The 19315-nt window shown below is 73.8% G+C and carries 13 protein-coding genes; 5 read left to right on the top strand and 8 right to left on the bottom strand.

Features of this window, described 5'->3' with window-relative positions; translation table 11 throughout:
- Positions 1-127: 127 nt before the first annotated feature.
- From ABT085_RS14585 to ABT085_RS14565, 5 genes are all read right to left on the bottom strand, one after another.
- Positions 128-1492 (bottom strand): FAD-dependent oxidoreductase, encoded by a 1365-nt coding sequence (locus ABT085_RS14585; protein WP_351606384.1) that lies wholly within the window; start codon positions 1490-1492, stop codon positions 128-130.
- Between the two features lie 124 nt (positions 1493-1616).
- Positions 1617-4415 (bottom strand): SpoIIE family protein phosphatase, encoded by a 2799-nt coding sequence (locus ABT085_RS14580; RefSeq protein WP_351606381.1) that lies wholly within the window; start codon positions 4413-4415, stop codon positions 1617-1619.
- Positions 4416-4519: 104 nt separating this feature from the next.
- Positions 4520-7054, bottom strand: a complete 2535-nt coding sequence (locus ABT085_RS14575; RefSeq protein WP_351606379.1) for a SpoIIE family protein phosphatase — start codon at positions 7052-7054, stop codon at positions 4520-4522.
- 210 nt (positions 7055-7264) lie between these two features.
- Complete coding sequence (locus tag ABT085_RS14570) at positions 7265-7897, bottom strand: response regulator (RefSeq protein ID WP_351606391.1); 633 nt, start codon at positions 7895-7897, stop codon at positions 7265-7267.
- Positions 7897-9159 carry a sensor histidine kinase gene (locus tag ABT085_RS14565; RefSeq protein WP_351606389.1) on the bottom strand — a complete coding sequence of 421 codons (1263 nt, stop codon included), beginning with the start codon at positions 9157-9159 and terminating at the stop codon, positions 7897-7899. The genes ABT085_RS14570 and ABT085_RS14565 overlap by 1 nt, the downstream gene beginning before the upstream one ends.
- 363 nt (positions 9160-9522) lie before the next feature.
- Between ABT085_RS14565 and ABT085_RS14560 the strand changes: the two genes are divergently transcribed.
- The 4 genes from ABT085_RS14560 to ABT085_RS14545 all read left to right on the top strand — a co-directional run bounded on the left by ABT085_RS14560 (position 9523) and on the right by ABT085_RS14545 (position 13135).
- Complete coding sequence (locus ABT085_RS14560) at positions 9523-10260, top strand: ABC transporter ATP-binding protein (RefSeq protein ID WP_351606377.1); 738 nt, start codon at positions 9523-9525, stop codon at positions 10258-10260.
- Entirely contained in the window at positions 10254-12704 is a 2451-nt protein-coding gene (locus ABT085_RS14555; protein WP_351606375.1) for an ABC transporter permease, read from the top strand. The genes ABT085_RS14560 and ABT085_RS14555 overlap by 7 nt, the downstream gene beginning before the upstream one ends.
- Before the next feature lie 71 nt (positions 12705-12775).
- The gene (gene rpmG, locus ABT085_RS14550) at positions 12776-12940 is read left to right on the top strand and encodes a 50S ribosomal protein L33 (RefSeq protein WP_152889071.1); all 165 of its coding nucleotides are present in this window, start codon (positions 12776-12778) and stop codon (positions 12938-12940) included.
- Positions 12941-13012: 72 nt separating this feature from the next.
- Positions 13013-13135: a ribosomal protein bL36 gene (locus ABT085_RS14545; protein ID WP_351606372.1), complete on the top strand. Its 123-nt coding sequence runs from the start codon at positions 13013-13015 to the stop codon at positions 13133-13135.
- 7 nt (positions 13136-13142) lie between these two features.
- On the opposite strand, the gene ABT085_RS14540 is transcribed toward ABT085_RS14545, so the two are convergent.
- Together ABT085_RS14540 and ABT085_RS14535 are read right to left on the bottom strand one after the other, a co-directional pair.
- On the bottom strand, positions 13143-13859 hold the full coding sequence (locus ABT085_RS14540; protein ID WP_351606369.1) for a YoaK family protein: 717 nt from the start codon (positions 13857-13859) through the stop codon (positions 13143-13145).
- 155 nt (positions 13860-14014) lie between these two features.
- Positions 14015-15217: a cysteine desulfurase-like protein gene (locus ABT085_RS14535; protein ID WP_351606366.1), complete on the bottom strand. Its 1203-nt coding sequence runs from the start codon at positions 15215-15217 to the stop codon at positions 14015-14017.
- 310 nt (positions 15218-15527) lie between these two features.
- On the opposite strand from ABT085_RS14535, the gene ABT085_RS14530 reads away from it, so the two are divergent.
- Positions 15528-17642, top strand: a complete 2115-nt coding sequence (locus ABT085_RS14530) for a DUF1996 domain-containing protein (RefSeq protein ID WP_351606364.1) — start codon at positions 15528-15530, stop codon at positions 17640-17642.
- A 173-nt stretch (positions 17643-17815) separates the two neighbouring features.
- On the opposite strand, the gene ABT085_RS46690 is transcribed toward ABT085_RS14530, so the two are convergent.
- Positions 17816-18220 carry a C40 family peptidase gene (locus tag ABT085_RS46690; protein WP_384730113.1) on the bottom strand — a complete coding sequence of 135 codons (405 nt, stop codon included), beginning with the start codon at positions 18218-18220 and terminating at the stop codon, positions 17816-17818.
- Positions 18221-19315: the final 1095 nt, after the last annotated feature.

Raw genomic sequence — 19315 nt, 5'->3', positions numbered from 1 at the left:
GCGGTCGGGGGCGGGGGCGCGGGGGGGGGGGGCGGGGGGGGGGGGGGGGGGGGGGCATCACGCCGGGCCGGGGGGGCCCGGGCGGCGGGGGGCCCGCGGGCCCCCCCGGGCCGGCCGGTGCGTCGTCTCAGGCGCCGCTCTCCCGGAGCATGTCCTCCCGCTCGACGAGCTTCACGCGCTCCCGGCCCTGGGGCTCGCCCAGTGCCTTCTCGGCGGCGTCCAGCTTGTACCAGCCCTCCCAGGTGGTGAAGCGGACGCTGCGCTCCGCGAGAAACGCGTCCACGGCCTCGGGCTCGGGCGAGGCGGGCACGCCCAGGCGGCCGTTCGCGTGGTCGTCCAGGAGGTTGGCGACCGTCTCGTTGGCGTCGCCCTTGGTGTGACCGATCAGGCCGACCGGGCCACGCCGGATCCAGCCGGTGACGTAGACCGACTGAAGGTGCGCGCCGCTCTCCTCGACGACCCGGCCGCCCTGGTCCGGGACCGTGCCGGACTCGACGTCCCAGGGCAGCTTGGGCAGCTTGTCGGACAGGTAGCCGACGGCCCGGTAGACCGCGCTGACGTCCCAGTCCTTGAACTCGCCGGTGCCCTTGACGTTGCCCGTGCCGTCGAGGGCCGTGCGCTCGGTGCGCAGACCGACGACCTTGCCGTCCTCGCCGAGGACCTCGGCGGGCGACTCGAAGAAGTGCAGGAACAGCTTGTGGGGACGGTCGCCGATGTCGCGGATCGCCCAGTTCTCCAGGGTCTTGGCGACCATGTCGGCCTGCTTGTTGCCGCGCCGGGTGGCGATGGAGCCCTCGTCGTAGTCGATGTCCTCGGGGTCGACGATGACCTCGATGGTGGGGGAGTGGTCCAGCTCCCGCAGCTCCATCGGGCTGAACTTCGCCTGGGCCGGGCCGCGGCGGCCGAAGACGTGGATCTCCAGCGCCTTGTTCGCCTTCAGACCGTCGTAGACGTTCGGCGGGATCTCCGTGGGCAGCAGCTCGTCCGCCGTCTTGGCCAGGATGCGCGCCACGTCGAGCGCCACGTTGCCGACGCCGAGGACGGCGACCTTCTCGGCCTCCAGCGGCCAGGTGCGCGGGACGTCCGGGTGGCCGTCGTACCAGGACACGAAGTCGGCGGCGCCGTAGGAGCCGTCGAGTTCGATGCCGGGTATGCGCATCTCCCGGTCGGCCGTCGCGCCGGTGGAGAAGATCACGGCGTCGTAGAAGGCGCGCAGGTCGTCCAGGCTGATGTCGGTCGGGTAGTCGACGTTGCCGAAGAGACGGATCTGCGGCTTGTCGAGCACCTGGTGCAGGGCGGTGATGATGCCCTTGATGCGGGGGTGGTCGGGCGCGACGCCGTAGCGGATCAGGCCGAACGGGGCCGGCATGCGCTCGAAGAGGTCGATCGAGACACCGGGTTCGGCGGCCACTTCGGACTTCAGCAGCGCGTCGGCGGCGTAGATCCCGGCGGGGCCGGCTCCGACGATGGCTACCCGCAGGGGGCGGGGCATGATCAGGTTCCCTTCGAGCGATGACAGGCGACTCGACGGGAAGCCTAAACTGAGGCAAACCTTAGTTGGTACGCGGGTCCGGTCTATGGACCCATAAGCCGCGCTTATGGGTAGACGGCGGGCATCAGGGAAGCGGCTGCTCGGCCCAGATGAACTTGCCGTCGGGCGTGTACCGGGTGCCCCAGCGTTCGGCCAACTGCGCCACCAGGAACAGCCCGCGGCCGCCCTCGTCCGTCGTCGCCGCGTGCCGCAGATGCGGCGAGGTGCTGCTGGTGTCGAAGACCTCGCAGATCAGACTGCGGTCGCGCAGCAGACGCACCCGCAGGGGAGCGCCACCGTAGCGGATCCCGTTGGTGACCAGCTCGCTGAGGATCAGTTCCGAGGTGAAGGCCAGCTCCGCCAGGTCCCACTCCGCCAGCTGACGGGTCACCCGGGCCCGTACGTCCTGCACCGCCGCCGGGTCCATCGGCACCTCCCACTCCGCGACCTGGTCGGCGCCGAGCACCCGGGTGCGCGCCACGAGCACCGCGATGTCGTCGCCCGGCTGCTCGGGGAGCAGCTCGTCGAGCACGGTCCGGCAGGTGGCCTCGGGAGAGTCCCCGGCCCGCCCGAGGGCGTTGCGCAGCAGCTCCAGACCTTCGTCGATGTCCCGCTTCCGGTCCTCGACCAGCCCGTCGGTGTACAGCACCAGCCGGCTGCCCTCCGCCAGCTCCACCTCCGCCGTCTCGAAGGGCAGTCCGCCGATCCCGAGCGGCGGACCGGCCGGCATGTCGACGAAGTCCACCCGGCCGTCGGGCCGGATCACGGCCGGCGGCGGATGGCCCGCACGGGCGAGCGAGCAGTACCGGGAGACCGGGTCGTAGACCGCGTACAGACAGGTCGCGCCGGTCACGGGCGCGCCGGCCTCCTCCGCCGACTCGTCCTGGTCGATACGGCCGACCAGCTCGTCGAGCAGGGCGAGCAGCTCGGCCGGCGCCAGGTCGAGGGCGGCGAAGTTGTGCACCGCCGTACGCAGCCGGCCCATCGTGGCCGCCGCGTGCAGCCCGTGGCCCACCACGTCGCCCACGACCAGTGCCACCCGGGCGCCGGACAGCGGCACGACGTCGAACCAGTCGCCGCCGACGCCCGCCTGCGCGGGCAGGTAGCGGTAGGCGACGTCCAGGGCATTCTGTTCGGGCAGGCTGCGCGGCAGCAGGCTGCGCTGCAACGCCTCCGCCGTACTGTGCTCGCGGGTGTAGCGGCGGGCGTTGTCGATGGACACCGCGGCGCGGGCGACCAGCTCCTCGGCGAGGGTCACCTCGTCCTCGTGGAACGGCTCGGGCCGCTGCGAACGCCAGAAGCCGACCACGCCCAGGGTCAGCGACCCCGCCCGCACCGGAACGGTGATCAGCGAGTGGATGCCGTACTCCACGACCTGCTCTGTGCGCTCCCGGTCCTGCGCACGCCAGCCCGGCGCCCGGTCGAGCCACGGCTCCAGGACCGCCCGGCCGGTGGCGAGGCTGCGCGCGTGCGGCGAGGACGCGACGAACTTGATCCGGGAACCGAGCGGGTAGAGCGGCGCGCCCCGGTTGATGCCGCCCGACGCGATCCGGTGCAGCACGTCGCCCGGCTTCGTCTCGCCGCCGTCGATCACGGAGTCGAACAGGTCCACGGTGGCGAAGTCCGCGAACCGCGGTACGGCGAGGTCGGTCAGCTCCTCGGCGGTGCGGGTCACGTCCAGGCTCGTGCCGACGCCCACCCCGGCGGCGTAGATCATGTCGAGGCGTTCGCGCGCCACCTCCGCCCGGCCGGACAGGGCACGCAGTTCGGTGGAGTCGCGCAGCGTGGCCACGCTGCCGGCCGGCCCGCCCGCCAGGTCCGTGGGCCGGTGGTTGACCGCCAGCAGCCGGTCGCCGACCAGGAACACCTCGTCCGTCGCGACCCGGCCCGAGGCGAGCAGCTCGGCGGTGCCCGGATCGAGGCCGAGGTCGTGCACATTGCGGCCCTCGGCGTCCACCGGCAGGTCCAGCAGCCGGCGCGCCTCGTCGTTGGCGAGCAGCAGGTCGCCGTCACCGCCGACGATGAGCACCCCTTCCCGTACGGAGTGCAGCACCGCGTCGTGGTGCTCGTACATCCGGGTCATCTCGTTCGGGCCGAGGCCGTGGGTCTGCCGCAGCAGCCGTCGGCTCACCAGCGCCGTGCCCGCCGTGGCCAGCCCGAGGCCCGCGGCCGCGGCGCCCAGCATCAGCGGCAGCTGCCGCTTCGCGGCACCGCCCACGTGCTGCGTGGTGATCCCGGCCGAGACCAGGCCCTCCACCTTCCCGTCCGGCGCCTTGACCGGCACCACGGCCTGCACCAGCCGCCCGATGGTCCCGTTGATCTCCTCGACCACCGTGTCGCCCTGCTGCGCCGGTCCGAGCGTCCCGACGAACTGCTTGCCGATGCGTTGCGGATTGGGGTGCGTGTAGCGGATCCCCTGGGTGTTCATGACGACGATGAAGTCGACCTTCGCGGCCTTGCGGGCGGCCTCGGCGGACGGCTGGAGCAGGGCCGTGGGATGTGCGCTGCGCAGCGCCGCGTGGATGCCGGGGGAGTGGGCGTAGGTCTGGGCCACGGCGAGCGAACGGCTGCGGGCCTCCGCGGCCGTGTCGTGCCGCACCTGGAGCACCAGCGCCACCGCCGCGGCCACGACCAGCAGCAGCACGATGACCACGTTCAGTACGAACACCTGCGCGGCCAGGCTGCGTCCGCCCAGCACGGACCGCAGTCGCCCGGGTTTTTCGCGGCGCGGCCGCTCCCCGTCGGCGCGCGGTCCGTCCGGCGCGCCGGATGCCGCCCGCGTCTGCTGCCCGCGGGTGTCGTCGGTGCGGTCCGGTGCGCGCGGTGTGCGGCGACCGTCCGGACGGATCGTCTCAGCCCCCACTCGACTCAGGAGTCGGACCATGTGCCATGTCTACACTGCCGGACTCCGCGAGGCGACAGGTGTCACCGCGTGTGCGGACCCCCTCACTCCGGGGGCCGCTCCCTGATGGTGCGGCAGCGGCGAGGTCAGCCGGGGTGCTGGGGTGTGGTGTGGCGGGTGGCCAGGAGCAGCGCGATGTCGTCGGGCCGGTCGACGGCGTGCCGGGCGGTCGCGGTGAGCCGGTCGGCGAGATCCCCCAGGGACTGCTCGCCCTGCGGGGCGAGCGCGGGGGCGGCCCGGTCCAGCGCCTCGCGCAGCGTGTCGATGCCGTCGTCGATGTCGAAGCCGGGCCGCTCGACCAGCCCGTCCGTGTACAGGGCGAGGATCGCGCCGGGTTCCAGCCGCAGCTCCATCACCGGGTAGTGGGCGTCGGGGGTCACGCCGAGGACGACGCCGCCGGGGATGTCCACGACCTGCGCACAGCCGTCCGCCTGGCGCAGCAGGGGAGGCGGGTGTCCCGCGCGGGCGATCCGCAGCAGGCCGGTCGCGGGGTTCAGCCGCAGGTAGCAGCAGCTGGCGAACTGGCCGGCATCGAGGTCGACGAGAAGCCGGTTGGTCCCGCTCATCACCTCGTCGGGCGGATGACCGCCGAGGGCGAAGGCACGGACGGCGCTGCGCAGTTGCCCCATGGTGGCGGCCGCCTGCACACCGTGGCCCTGGACGTCCCCGATCACCAGGGCCAGACCGTCCCCCGCCTCGACGACGTCGTACCAGTCGCCGCCGACGTCCATGCCCTGGGTGCCGGGCAGGTACCGCCCGGCGGTCTCCAGCATCGGGTGCGAGGACAGCCGCCGGGGCAGCAGGGCCTGCTGGAGCCCACGGGCGAGCGCCGCCTCGGTGTCGTAGCGCTGCGCCTTCTCCATCGCGTGGGCGATCAGCCCGGCGAGCGCGGTGAGCACCGTGCGTTCCTCGGTGCTGAAGCTGTGCGGCCGTTCGAAACCGAGGATGCAGGAGCCGACCGGGCGGCCGGAGGCGATCAGCGGGAGGAAGACGCGGGCGCCCTGCGTGGTGTCGATCGGCATCCCGGGGTAGGCGGCCTCCATCTGCTGCATGGAGTCGAAGAACAGCGGGCGGCCGGTGGTGAGGGTCTCCACGCCCGGCAGCCGGGCGTCCAGACCCACCCCCTCGAAGGGGGCGAGGAAGCCTTCCGGGAAGCCGCTCTCCCAGGCCAGGTAGAGATGCCGCTCCTGCAACAGGTAGATGGCCAGGCTGCGGCCGCCGAACGCGGGCAGCAGCTCCTGCATCACCACCGCGGAGACCTGCCGGGCGGTCACCGCCTCGGTCAGCGCGATCGCGAGCACGATCGGCCGGTACTGCGGGGGCGTCGGGGCGGTGCCCGACAGCAGGCCGCCGATCCGGGGCAGGCCGGCGGCGGCAGGCTCCTCCGCCGTCGTGCGGCGTACGTCGACCGGTTCGGCGATCCGGTTCGACGGCATGACCGTGCAGGTCAGAATGTTGGAACCGGGGTAGACCGACACGGCGAGCCACTCGCCCTCGAACGCCTGCTCGTCGTCCGCGGCCGGGCGCCGGACATGGAAGTGCACGGGTTCCGGCGCCAGCAGGGCGCCGCGCAGATGCTCCTCGAACGCGGGCTGGCGCAGCCAGGGGGCACTGTCCCACAGCGCACGGCCCAGCAGTCGGCTCCGGGACAGCCCAAGCAGATGCGCGGCCCGCGGATTGGCGTACACGACCAGGCCCAGCCGGTCCAGACAGAACACGCCCTCCGGAAGCAGACCGGCCGCCGCGTCGGCGGGCGAGTCGGCCCGCGGGTCGCGCAGCACACCCCCGGCGCCCGCTCCGCCGGGACCGGCACCCGGCTCCGGAGCCCGCAGCCGCAGCAGCCGCAGCGCGCCGTCCGCCGCCCGGACCGGCACGGACAGGGGCGGTGGTCTGCCCTCGGCGGTCTCCCGCAGCAGGGCCAGGAGCTGTGGGGAGTCGGTGGGTGCGAGGGTGCGGGCCAGGTCGCGCAGGGTGGCCGGGAACTCCCCCGGGGGCAGGCCCAGCAGGGCGTGCACCTCACGGTCGGGCGTGACCAGGTCCGTGGCCGGATCCCAGGAGAAGCCCGCCGAGCGGTCCGCGGCCGGCCCGGCGGCCGGTGTGCGCACGGACAGGGGCCGGTCGTCCCAGGCCAGGGGCGGTCCCTCGGCCTCCAGACGGTGCAGCGACCGGCCCAGGTCGGCGGCCAGACGGGTCAGCTGCGCCTGGTCCGGGCGCAACTCGTCGGCGTCGGCCGCGGCGGGGCGCAGCATCGTGAGGACGCCGAACGGTCCGGCCCCGCCGATGACCGGCACGTACAGGGAGCCGAACTGGAAGGGCAGCCCCGCCGCGAACTGGGGGTAGCGCCGCATCGCCTCGGTCGCGTTGGGCAGGATCACCTGGACCCCGAGCCGGTAGGCGTCGGCCACCGGGAAGGGCCGGTTCACGTGCAGCCGCCACCAGGGGTGGAACAGCGGCGCGGGCAGCCCGGCGAGGACGGCGAGCCGCAGCAGGCCGGGTGCGCCGGCCCGCAGGTACACGCCTGCCACCGGCCCTTCGGCCGTTCGGATCGCCTCCGCAGCGGCCTGGGTCAGCAGCCCGGCCAGCCGTCCGGTTCCTGCCCCGTTCCCGGCGCTCCCAGTCACATCGGCCCTACCTCGTCCTGGCGCCGCTCACGCGGGCGACACAGAAAGAATGCGCCACACGGGCACCGATGCGCATCCGCGCGGGGTGCGTGAGGGGGTCGGGCCTGTGGTGTGAGGGGTGTGACGGGTGGGGGCAGAGGTGCGTGTGAGGTGTGCCAGGGCGGGCCGGGGTGTCTTGAGGGTGTCCGGAGGAACAGGCGCGGCGGCCGGTCAGGTGCGCAGGAACGCGAGGACCGCCAGCACCCTTCGATGGGTCTCGTCCGTCTGCGGCAGGTCCAGCTTGCCGAGGATGCTGCCGATGTGTTTGCCGACGGCCGCCTCGGATACCACGAGTGCGCGGGCGATCGACCCGTTCGACCTGCCCTCCGCGATCAGGGCCAGCACCTCCCGCTCGCGCGGGGTGAGCCGTTGCAGCGGATCCCGGCGGCGGCGCAGCAACTGGCGTACGACCTCGGGGTCGACGACCGTGCCCCCGGCGGCCACCTCGGCCAGGGCGTCCAGGAACTCCACGACCTGGCCGACCCGGTCCTTGAGCAGGTAGCCGACCGCCGTGCCGTCGCCTGAGTCCAGCAGTTCGGCGGCGTACGTACGCTGCACGTACTGGCTGAGCACCAGCACGGGCAGCCCCGGGCGCCGCTCCCGCAACCGGACGGCGGCGTGCAGTCCTTCGTCCTGGAACCCCGGGGGCATCCGGACGTCGGTCACGACGATGTCGGGGGCGTGCTCCTCGACCGCCTCGACCAGCGCCACCGCGTCGCCGACCGCCGCGACCACCTCGTGTCCGCCGCGGTCGAGCAGTCCGGCGAGCCCTTCCCGCAACAGCACACTGTCCTCCGCCAGCACTACGCGCAGGGGTCCGTCGGCTCGCAAGGAAACTCCACACACAAGAGGGTCGGTCCGCCCGGTGGGCTGGACAGGGAGAGTCTGCCATCGAGTACCGACACCCGGTCCGCAAGTCCGGTGAGCCCGCTGCCGTTCCCGGCGACCGCGCCGCCCCGGCCGTCGTCGCGCACCCGCAGGAACAGGCGCCCGTCGCGATGCTCCCCGGTCACCTCCGCGCGGTCGGCGCCGCTGTGCCTGGCGATGTTGGCGAGGGCCTCACAGACCACGAAGTACGCGGCGGCCTCGACGCTCTCGGGCAGGCGCGCGGACAGTTCCAGGTCGACGTCCACGGGCACCGCGGAACGGTCCGCCGCGTCGGCGACCGCCGCCGGGAGACCGTAGTCCGCCAGGACCTTGGGATGGATGCCGTGGACGAGTTCCCGCAACTCCGCCAGTGCCTCGCCCGCCTGTCGATGGGCCTGGGCCAGCTGGTCGGCGAGCGGCCCCGGCGGTGCGTCCAGGCGGGCCAGACCCAGCGTCATCGTCAGCGCCACCAGCCGTTGTTGCGCCCCGTCGTGCAGATCGCGCTCGATGCGCCGGCGCTCCGCCTCGAAGGCGTCCACCAGCCGGACGCGCGAGCGCGTCAGCTCCACGACCCGCTCGCCCAGGTCGCCTTCGCGCGGCGCGATCAGCAGACGGGTCAGTTCGGCCTGGCCGCCGGCGACAGCCGCCAGCGCGTAGCCGCCCAGGAGCAGCAGGGCCAGCCCGAGCACGGCGAACCCGTAGGCGGTGGGCCAGTCGGTGACCGTCCAGACCTTGAGCACCTTGGTCTGCCGGCCGTCGCCGACGGTCGCCAGGAGCAGCGGGGTCGCGATCACCGACAGGGGGACGAGCAGCCCGACGGTGAGCGCGAGGGCGTCGACCGGCCACAGCAGAACGGCGAACAGCAGCGCGTAGCCGAGCTCGCGCCAGGTGGCCCGTTCCCGCAGCCGCGTCGTCAGCCAGGGCCACAGACCCCGTGCGGCCGGCGTCCGGTGGCGGCCGGTGACCGGGTCACGGTCGACCAGGCGCAGCCGGAGCCGCTCCGCCCACGCCACCGGAATCCCGGCGAGGGCGACACAGCCGAGCAGGGGGAGCCCCACGAGTACGACGGCGAGGACACAGCCGACCGCCGTCGTGCTCACGATCCCCACGAGGGCGGCCGCCCCGGCCGGTATGCCGGTGAGCAGGTAGGCGGCCGACCGCCACGGCCAGAGCGAGAGCAGGAAGCCCGGCCCGGACATGGCCTGCCATACGTTCCGAGGGCGCATGCGATCACCGTAGAAGCTCCGGCCGGGCCGGTGCCATCGGTCCAGTGGGAGCTCTTGGGGTAGGGCCGGCCCTACCCCAGGTCTCGCCCCTGCCGCACTGCGCGGGCACGCCGTCACACGGTTTCGTGGGGCCCATTGGCCAGCACCGGTTCACCGAGCGGCACGGACAGCGAAACCGTGCGGCACGCGCACGGACATCGACGACGGCACGCGCACGGACATCGACGACGGTGCGGCACGGACATGGACAACGGTGCGTGCGGCACGGACATCGACGACGGTGTGGCACGGGCACGGACAACGGTGCGGCACAGACCGCGAGAACGGTGGGGACAGATGAACCAGGACGCCATCCGGTTGCACTCCGTCAGCAGACGGTACGGGACAGGGGACAGCGCGGTGACAGCGCTCGACGGGGTCTCGCTCGCCGTCCCGCAGGGCACCTTCACCGCCGTCATGGGCCCCTCCGGCTCGGGCAAGTCGACCCTGTTGCAGTGCGCCGCCGGACTGGACCGCCCCACCTCGGGTTCGGTCGTCCTGGGCGGGACCGACCTGACGAGCCTGAGCGAGACCCGGTTGACCCTGCTGCGCCGCGAACGCATCGGGTTCGTGTTCCAGTCCTTCAACCTGCTGGCTTCCCTGACGGCCGAGCAGAACGTGGCGCTGCCTCTGCGGCTCGCGCGCCGCCGGCCACCCCGGGCCCGGGTGCGGGAGGTGCTCGAACAGGTCGGCCTGGGGGACCGGGCGCGGCACCGGCCGACGGAGCTGTCCGGTGGCCAGCAGCAGCGCGTCGCCCTGGCGCGAGCCCTGATCACCCGACCCGAGGTGCTCTTCGGCGACGAGCCGACCGGCGCCCTCGACACGCACACCGGCCGTGAGGTGCTCAAGCTGCTGCGCGCCGTGGTCGACACCGAGGGCCGTACGGTCGTCATGGTCACGCACGACCCGGTCGCCGCCTCGTACGCCGACCGCGTCGTCTTCCTCGTCGACGGGCGGATCGAGAGCGAGCTGGCCGGGGCGCAAGCCGACGACATCGCCACGCGGATGACGAGGCTGGAGGCCGGAGCGTGCTGACCGTCGCCCTGTGCACCCTGCGCAGCCGCTGGGTCACCTTCATCGGCAGCTTCGTCGCCCTCGCGCTCGGCGTCGCGCTGACCACCGTCATGGGTCTGGCCCTCGCCTCGACGCTGCACGCGCCCGGCCGGGACCCGGAGCGGTTCGCCGCCGCGCCCGTCGTGGTGCAGGCGTCTGACACCCTGCGCGTGCCCACCCCGCACGGCGACCGGGTGCGCAGGCTGGACCGGCCGCGCGCCCTGCCCGCCGCCGTACTCACGCGGCTGCGGCGGCTCGGCACCGTCGTCGAGGACCGGTCGTTCGCCGTACGGGCCCGGGGCGGACCGGGCGACCTGGTGGGCCACCCCTGGTCCACCGCCGCGTTCGCACCGTACGAGATCGAGACGGGACGCGGGCCCACCGCCGACGACGAGGTCGTCGTCAGCGGCGACTGGACCCGGCCCGGCGCGCGCGTACGGACCGATCACGGCCTGGTGCGCGTGGTCGGCACCGTCGCCGGACACGGCTTCGAGAACGCCGTGTTCTACACCGACCGGCGCGCGGCCGGGATCCGGCCGACCAGCACCCAGGCGGTCGTGGACGCCGACGTGTCGGCCGTGCGTGCGGCGTTGGGCGGCACCGGTGCCCAGGTCCTCACGGGCGACGCGCGCCGCCGGGCCGACGCCGACCCCGACCGGGACGGCGAGGCCCTCACCGCGATGAACGCCATGTTCGGCACCGCCGGCGGGGTGACCACCTTCGTGTCGGTGTTCGTGGTGGCGTCCACCTTCGCGTTCTCGGTCGTCCAACGGCGTCGCGAGTTCGGCCTGCTGCGCACGGCCGGGGCGACCCCGGGGCAGATCCGTCGGACGGTCTTCGCCGAGGCCCTCCTGGTCGGCGTGCTCGCCTCGGCCGCCGGCTGCCTGCTCGGCGGTCACGAGGCACCCCGGCTGGCTGCCTGGGTGGTCGAGGGCGGCCTGGCCCCGGACTGGTTCGCCGTGGGCGGCGCCACCTGGCCGTACTGCGCGGCCTTCGCGACCGGCCTGCTCGTCGCGCTGTGCGGTGTGACGGCCGCGTTCTGGCGTGCGGGCCGCACCGGTCCCGTCCAGGCCCTGCGCGAGGCCTTTGTCGACTCCCGGACGATGACGTGGGGCCGACGGGCGTCCGGCGCCGCGCTGCTGCTGACCGCCGCGGTGACCTGCGCGGTCGCCCTGCTCACCGATCCGGCCGACCTGTTGCACCGCAAGACCTATGTGAGCCGGCCGATGCTGCTGATCAGCGCGGTGGCGCTGCTCGCTCCGGCCGTGGTGCGCCCGCTGACCCGGCTGCTCGCATGGCTGCCGGCCCGGCTGCCCGGCGCGGGCGGCATGCTCGTACGGGAGAACGCCGCCGCGGGCGTGCGCCGTACCGCCGCGATCGCCGCGCCGGTCCTGGTGACGGTCGCGCTCACCGGCTCGCTCCTCGGGGCCACCGCGACCCTGGACCGGGCGAAGGCCGGCGAGCTCGGGGAGCGGACGGCCGCCGCCTTCGTCGTCGTCCCGGCGGGCGACGGGGGTTTCGACGCGACGACGCTGCGCGGACTGCGCGGGGTGTCCGGTGCCGAGGTGTCCGCGACCTCGGCGAGCGCCGTGCACGTCCTGGAGGACGGCGTGTCGCTCCGCAGGGACGAGGCCCGCGCCGCCGATCCCGGGCCGCTGGCCGTCACCACCGATCTGCCGGTCGTGGCCGGGAGCGTGCGCGCCCTCGACGACGACTCGATCGTCGTCAACGAGGAGTGGGAACGGCACACCGTGGGGCAGCGGGTGCGGATCTGGCTCGGCGACGGCACGCCCAGGACCCTGCGGATCGTCGCGGTGCTGCGGCAGGGCACGGGCGGCAACGGCGTCTACGTCACCCCGCGCAACGCCCCGGGCGCGAGCGTCGACCGCGTCGACGTCGCCCTCGTGGCCGGTGCCGACCCGGCCATCGTGGCCGATGGACTGCGGACGGCGGTGCGCGCCTCGGGCGGCCGGGTCCTCACCGGGTCGCAGTGGGTGCGGGCGAGTTCCCCGCGGAGCAACCGGACGACCCGGACCGGGCTGCTCCTGGTCCTCGGCATCGCTCTCCTCTATACCGGCATCTCGCTCGCCAACACCATGATCATGGCGACCTCCGAGCGGGTCCGCGACCTGGCCGCGCTGCGGCTGGCCGGAGCGACGCGGCGGCAGGTGCTGCACCTGGTGGCAGCCGAGTCGCTGCTGGTCGTCGGGGTCGGCGCCGTGCTGGGACTCCTGGTGGCGGGCGTGGACCTGGCGGGCATGTGGTGCGCGCTGCGCGTGCTGTCGGTGCGCGCCGCGATCGAGCTCCCCTGGAGGGCCCTCGGCGGGGCCGTCGGCGCCTGCGCGGCACTGGCCGTGATCTCCTCCGTCCTGCCCGCCTGGATCGCGTTGCGCCGGTGCGGGGACACGCCGGGAATGTCCCGGTGAGGCCCGCTGTTGTAGGCCTCGTGACTGGCATGCACCGATCAGTGGGTGCGTTGCCGGTGAGAGGAGAATGCATGGCCCGCAACGAGGTCCGTCCCGTCGTGACGCTGAAGTCGACGGCCGGGACCGGTGTGACCTATGTGACGCGCAAGAACCGCCGCAACGACCCGGACCGGCTGGTCCTGCGCAAGTACGACCCGGTGGCAGGGGCGCACGTCCCCTTCCGCGAGGAGCGATGACCGCGGTCCCCGCTCCGGCGAGCCGCTGACCGCGGCCACCGACGCCCGATCGAACCGAAGGAGAACGCAGCCATGAAGGTGCGTAAGTCGCTGCGCGCGCTCAAGTCCAAGCCGGGGGCGCAGGTCGTCCGGCGACGGGGTGTGACGTTCGTGGTCAACCGGAAGAACCCCCGCTTCAAGGCCCGCCAGGGCTGACCCGGTTTCAACCCCGGGTGTCCGTACGGGCCGCCGCCGCGGTGCGCCTGCGGGCCATGCGTTCGTCGTGCACGAACAGCGCCAGGCCGCAGGTCAGCACCGCGGCGGCGGCCCACACCGCGCGCACGCCGACCGCCACGGTGAGGGCCGCACCGCCCAGCGCGCCGGCGAGGAACGCCAGGATGACGGCCGTGAACTGACCGGCCCGGCGCGCCGCCTCCCGGTCGCCGTCGACGAGCGCCTCGTACGCGCTCTGCGTCGCGGTGCGGAGGTTCCCCGTCGTCATCGTGCTGTTGTAGGCGGTGTCCACGAGTTTGCGGAACGCGGTGATCTGCACGGACGCGGTGAACGAGATCAGTACGACGACCAGCGTGTCCGGCGCGGTCGCGGGCAGCAGTCCGACGCCCGCCAGCACCACGATCTCCAGCACCAGCGCCGCCACGGGAGGCCACCGCACGACGCCGGCCGGCCGGGGACGCTTGAGCGTCTCCGCCGCCACGACACCCGCGATGAACGCCAGGATCGGCGGAACGTGGCGCCACGCCTGCTCCCACTGCCCGTGGGCCGTCTCGATGCCGAGCAGGACCACGTTCCCCGTCTGCGCGTTGGCGAAGACCCCGTGCAGGCTCACGAAGGTGTAGGCGTCGAGCGCCCCGCCGACCATCGCCAGGACCACACCCAGTCGCACCGACTGCGACGTCGGCAGCGGTTCCGGGACGCCCACCTTCCACCTCCGGCGGCCGGCTGCGCAGCGGCCTTCGCCCTACGCTCTCACCCACCCCGTGCCGCCACGGCGCACGACACGAGCGCCGGGCGCACGGCACGGGCGGGTGGCGTACGGCGCAGGCCGGTGGCGTACGACCGCCCGCTGCGGCCCGCTCAGGCGCGGAGCGCGCCCAGGGCCGCGAGCAGCCGGTCGACGTCGTTCTCGTCGGAGTACGGTGCCAGGCCGACCCGCACCGCCCCTTCAGCGCCCAGCCCGAGGCGCACCGAGGCCTCCAGTGCGTAGAAGGAGCCGGCCGGGGCGTCGACGCCGTGGTCCGCGAGATGGTGCGAGACGTCCGCCGACCGGTGGCCGGCCACGGAGAACAGCAGGGTCGGGGTGCGCTGCGCGGCACGGGAGTACATCGTCACACCGCCGAGGTCCGCCAGCCCGCGCTCGATCCGGGCCCGCAGGGCGTCCTCGTGGGCCTCGACGGCCGTGAAGGCCGCGCGCAGGCGCTCCTGCCGCGTGCCCTGCGCGCCGGGCGCCAGGTCGGCGAGGAGGTCCACCGCGGCACGGGCGCCCGCCAGCAACTCGTAGGGCAGCGTGCCCAGTTCGAACCGCTCCGGCACGGCGTCCGAGGACGGCAGCAGCTTGTCGGGCCGCAGCGTCTCCAGCAGTTCGGGCCGGCTCACCAGCACGCCCAGGTGCGGCCCGAGGAACTTGTAGGGGGAGCACACCAGGGTGTCCGCACCGAGTTCGGCGAGGTCCACGGTCGCGTGCGCCGCGTAGTGCACCGCGTCCACGTGCAGCAGCGCCCCGGCGTCGTGTGCCAGCCGGGCCACGGCGGGGATGTCGGGGCGGGTGCCGATCAGGTTGGACGCGGCGGTCACGGCGATCAGCCGGGTGCGCGACGACAGCACCGCCTCGATGTGCTCGGGCCGCAGTTCGCCCGTGTCCGGGTCGAAGTCCGCCTCGCGGACCCGCGCGCCCACGGCCTCCGCCGCCTGGATCCAGGGCCGGATGTTGGAGTCGTGGTCGAGCCGGGTGACGACCACCTCGTCGCCCGCGTTCCAGGTCTTGGCGAGGGTGCGGGCCAGGTCGTAGGTGAGCTGGGTGGCGCTGCGGCCGAAGACGACCCCACGCGCCGGTACGCCGGTCAGGTCGCCCAGCGCGGCGCGGGCGGCGGCGACGACCGCCTCCGCGTTGCGCTCGCCCTCGGTGGTCCGCCCCCGGTTGGCCAGGGGCGCGGCCAGCGTCTCCACCATGGCGTCGATGACGGGCTGCGGCGTCTGGGTGCCGCCGGGAGCGTCGAACCGGGCGGACCCGGACTTCAGGGCGGGGATCAGGGCGCGGAGCGCTGCGACGTCGAAGGCCATGCCGACTCCCTGGGACAAGGGGGTGAGGTGTGTGCATCCCACCCGTACCGGGCGGTTACCGCACATGATCGCAGTTCGGGTGTCCCACAGCGGGTCCGGGTCCGTCCCACCGGCGGCTTCTACGGCCTCGGCGGGCTGCGGCAAGTCCCGGAATGCGGGACGCCCTACCAGGCACTCCCAGTGACGACGGCAGTACGCGATAAGAAAATGCTGTGAATTCCTGAGGCGCCTGAACGCATCCGGGCCCGGCTCCGTATGGGACGAGGGATTTTCATACCCGGAGCCTCGTCACGACGCGTAGGAGTTTTCCGTGGGACGCAACACGCGCAGACGCCCAACAGGCGCACGACGCGCGACCTTTGCCGCAGCCGCTCTGATCCTGGGCGGCGGAGGACTGGTCGTGGCGAACGTGTATGCCTCCGCGAGCGAGAGCGGGCAGGGCGGCGACACGCAGCAGTCGGGCGGGTGGGGTCCCGGCACGATCGACTGTCCGGACGTCGGCGACAGCCTGACGGACGTTCCCGATGCGGCCCGCGAGGACGTCGACAAGGAACTCGCGCAGCTGGACCAGCAGATCGCGGAGGCCTACAAGAAGCTCCAGGAGTCGGCGCAGGCAGTCCAGGACGACAGCGGCTTCGCCGACAGCGAGATCATGAATCCGCTGAAGGAGACGCGGGCCGCGACGATCGAGCGCATCGCGGTCGCCATCGGCCAGGCCGGGGACCGTCCGGAGGGGCTGGAGGCGCTGGCCGCCTGCACGCTGCGCCAGCAGACGCAGGATCAGGGCCAGCAGGGCCAGGGCCAGGGTCAGCAGGGCCAGGACCAGGGCCAGCAGAACCAGGGACAGGACCAGGGCCAGGGTCAGGCCGGCAACGGCGGGCAGGCCGGAAACGGCCCGGTCGCCGCCGACTACGCGGACATCAACTCGGCCCAGCCCGGCGCGCAGAGCCCCGAACTCCAGGCGGATGCCTCCCGCGGCACCTTCGCCACCAGCTGCGGTGTGAACGCGAACGGCCTGTTCAACTCCGACAACGTCATCGTCGCCCCGGGTGTCAGCAACGGCGCCCACCACTTCCACGACTACGTCGGCAACCAGTCCAACACCGGGTTCGCCAGCGACAACGACCTGGCGAATGCCCAGACCAGCTGCCAGGACCAGGGCGACAAGTCGTCGTACTTCTGGCCCGTGCTGCGCCTCCAGAACGGCACCCAGGAGCGGGACGCCGGATCGCCGGGTGGCGGCACCGAGGGCAACGCCGGTCAGATCGTCACGCCCAAGCAGGTGACGATGACCTTCGTGGGCAACCCCCGCAGCAAGGTCACCGCCATGCCGCGGCTGCTGCGCATCATCACCGGTGATGCCAAGGCCTTCGTCAACGGCCCCGCCAACGCCAACGCGTCCTGGAGCTGCACGGGCCTGGAGGACCGGCAGTTGAAGGACAAGTACCCGCTCTGCCCGAGCGGCAGCGACGTCGTGCGCACGTTCAAGTTCCAGAGCTGCTGGGACGGACGGAACATCGACAGCGCCAACCACCGTACGCACGTGGCGTTCGCCGCCGCCGACGGCTCCTGCCCGAGCGGCTTCCAGGCCATTCCGCAGCTGGTGCAGCGCATCGTGTACGACGTGGACGCGCCGAGCCTGCAGGACGGCGGCCGTACGACCCCGCTGTTCGCGGTGGACTCCTTCCCCGAGAACCTGCACAAGCCGATCACGGACCACGGCGACTTCATCAACGTCTTCGACGAGAAGCTGATGAACGAGATGGTCGACTGCATCAACGGCGGCCGGCAGTGCGGCGTGGGCGCCGAGCCGGGCAACGGCGGCGGCGACAACGGAGCCGGTAACGGCGGTGACAACGGCACGGGCAACGGCGGCGGCAACGGCGACCAGGGCCAGCAGACGCAGACCCCCGAGCCCCCGAAGGACGGGAACGGCGCGCAGGGGCAGACCGGTGGCAACACCGGCAACGGTGGCAACGCCGGTAACGGTGGCAACGCCGGTAACGGTGGCCAGGCGACCGCGGAGCCGCCCGCCGCCACCGCCACCGCCACCCGTCCCGGCAACGCCCAGCCCAAGCCCTACTCCTCCCCCTCGGCGACCAACCGCCCGAAGGACGACTCGGGACAGCAGGGTTCGGGCGGCAATGGCTCCGGCCTGGTCACCACCGCCCCCGAGGCCGACGACACGGCAGCCGCCGGATCCGGCTCGACGGGCGGCGCCGAGCAGACCCAGGCCGCGGACGACGGCGGGCAGGCCACCTCCGCCGCGCAGCCGGCCCCCCAGACCGTGCCGCAGACCGAACCGCAGGCGGTCCAGGGCGGTCTCGCCGAGACCGGCGCGCAGCTGTGGCCCGCGGCGCTCGGCGGCGTGCTCGCCGTCGCCGGTGTCGTCCTGCTGATCCGCACCAGGCGACGCCCCGTGTGACGACTCCCGGGTGAGCACCCGCGGCACGGCGCCCGGACCGGTACCGACGGTCCGGGCGCCGTGCCGTTCCATGCCCGGCGTACCGTGCCGCCGTGACGTGGGAACATGCCGGGCGGGAAGTTACGGGCGGGGAGTTCGCGGTTCGGGTGGGTCCGCGGTGTGTGTTCCGAGGGTCAGGCCGGCCGTGCTGCGCTGTGGATCGCCGCCTGCCCGGCGAAGAAGATCGACTCCTCGCGGATCAGGGCACCCGGTCCCGGGGCGTGGATCATCGTGCCGGGTCCGGCGCAGACTCCGACATGGCTGGTGTCGCCGTGGAAGAAGATGAGATCGCCGGGCTGGAGGTCGGTGAGCGGGATCGCCGAGACCGTGCGGGCCTGGTCGGCCGCCGCGCGGGGGAGCGCGACCCCGGCGGCCCGCCAGGCGGCCTGGGTGAGACTGGAACAGTCGTAGGACTCGGGGCCGGTCGCGCCCCACAGGCACGGCCTGCCGATCTGGGCGCGCGCGAACTCGAGGGCCTTCGCGGCCTTGCCGCCGTACCCCGCCGGTTCCGGAACGCCGACCGCGACCGGGGCGGGCATGGCGGGCATGGCGGGCATGGGGGGTGCGGCAGGCATGGCAGGTGCGGCGGCCATGGCGGGTGCGGTGGGCATGGCGGGTGCGGCGAACTGGCCGGTGTCCATCAGGGCGAACTGGCCCGTGTCGGCGGGGTTGCCCGGGTAGGCGGTGACCGTGGGGGCGCTCGGATAGCCGGGGCTCACCGGGGCGCTCGGGTACGCGGCGGTCACCGGGGCGCTCGGGTAGGCCGGGTCGGCAGGGGTGACCGGGTAGCCGACGTTGGCGGGGGCGCCGGGGTAGGCAGGGCTCGCGGGGGCGCTCGGGTAGCCGGTGGCGACCGGGGCGCTCGGGTAGGCCCCCATGCTCGGGACGGCGCTGAACTGCCCGGTGTCGGCGGGAGGGTTGGTGAGACCGGCCTCGAAGGGAAGGCTGAACTGTCCCGTGTCGACAGGGGTGTTCGGATAGGCGGCCACGCTCGGGATGGCGCTGAACTGCCCGGTGTCGGCCGGCGGGTTCGTCATGGCGGCATCGAGGGGGAGGCTGAACTGCCCGGTGTCGACGGGGGTGTTCGGGTAGCCCGCGACACTGGGAACGGTGCCGAACTGACCGGTGGCGCCGGGAGCGCTCGGGTACTCGCCGCCTCCGGCGAGCGGCCCGGGAGCGGGCGACGGCTGGGTCAGCCACCCGGTGCCCTCGCCGAACAGCGGGTCCTGCTCCGGGACCGGCCAGCTCGGTGCGGCCGCCGGTGCGCTCTCCGGGACCGGCGGAGCGGTACGCAGGGCGACCTGCCGGGTCAGCAGCCTCCGGGCCTGGGTGAGCTTCTCCTGGTTCTGCCCCTTGGCCGACCGCCGCGCGATCTGCCGTGCCGCGGTGTCGGCCACAGGCGTGGCCGCAAGCGCAGGCGCAGGCACGGGTGCGGGTGTGACCGCGAGGGCGGGCGTCATCGCTGGTGCGGCCGCGGGCGGTCCGGCCGGGAGCGCGGAGGGCGCGGCGGGCAGAGCCGGGAAGGCGTCCCGTGGGCTCTCCGGCGCGGCCGGGAGCGCGGCGATCGGCGCGACGGGCCCGGCGGTGAGCTCCGGGGCGCGCCGGGCGGGAGCCTCGAGTTCGGGGCGGGGGGC

Origin of the sequence: Streptomyces sp. NPDC002265, assembly GCF_040296125.1 — a bacterium.
Classification (GTDB): domain Bacteria; phylum Actinomycetota; class Actinomycetes; order Streptomycetales; family Streptomycetaceae; genus Streptomyces.
The sequence above is the reverse complement of the archived record's forward strand: the minus strand, read 5'-3'. Positions and strand labels throughout refer to the sequence as shown.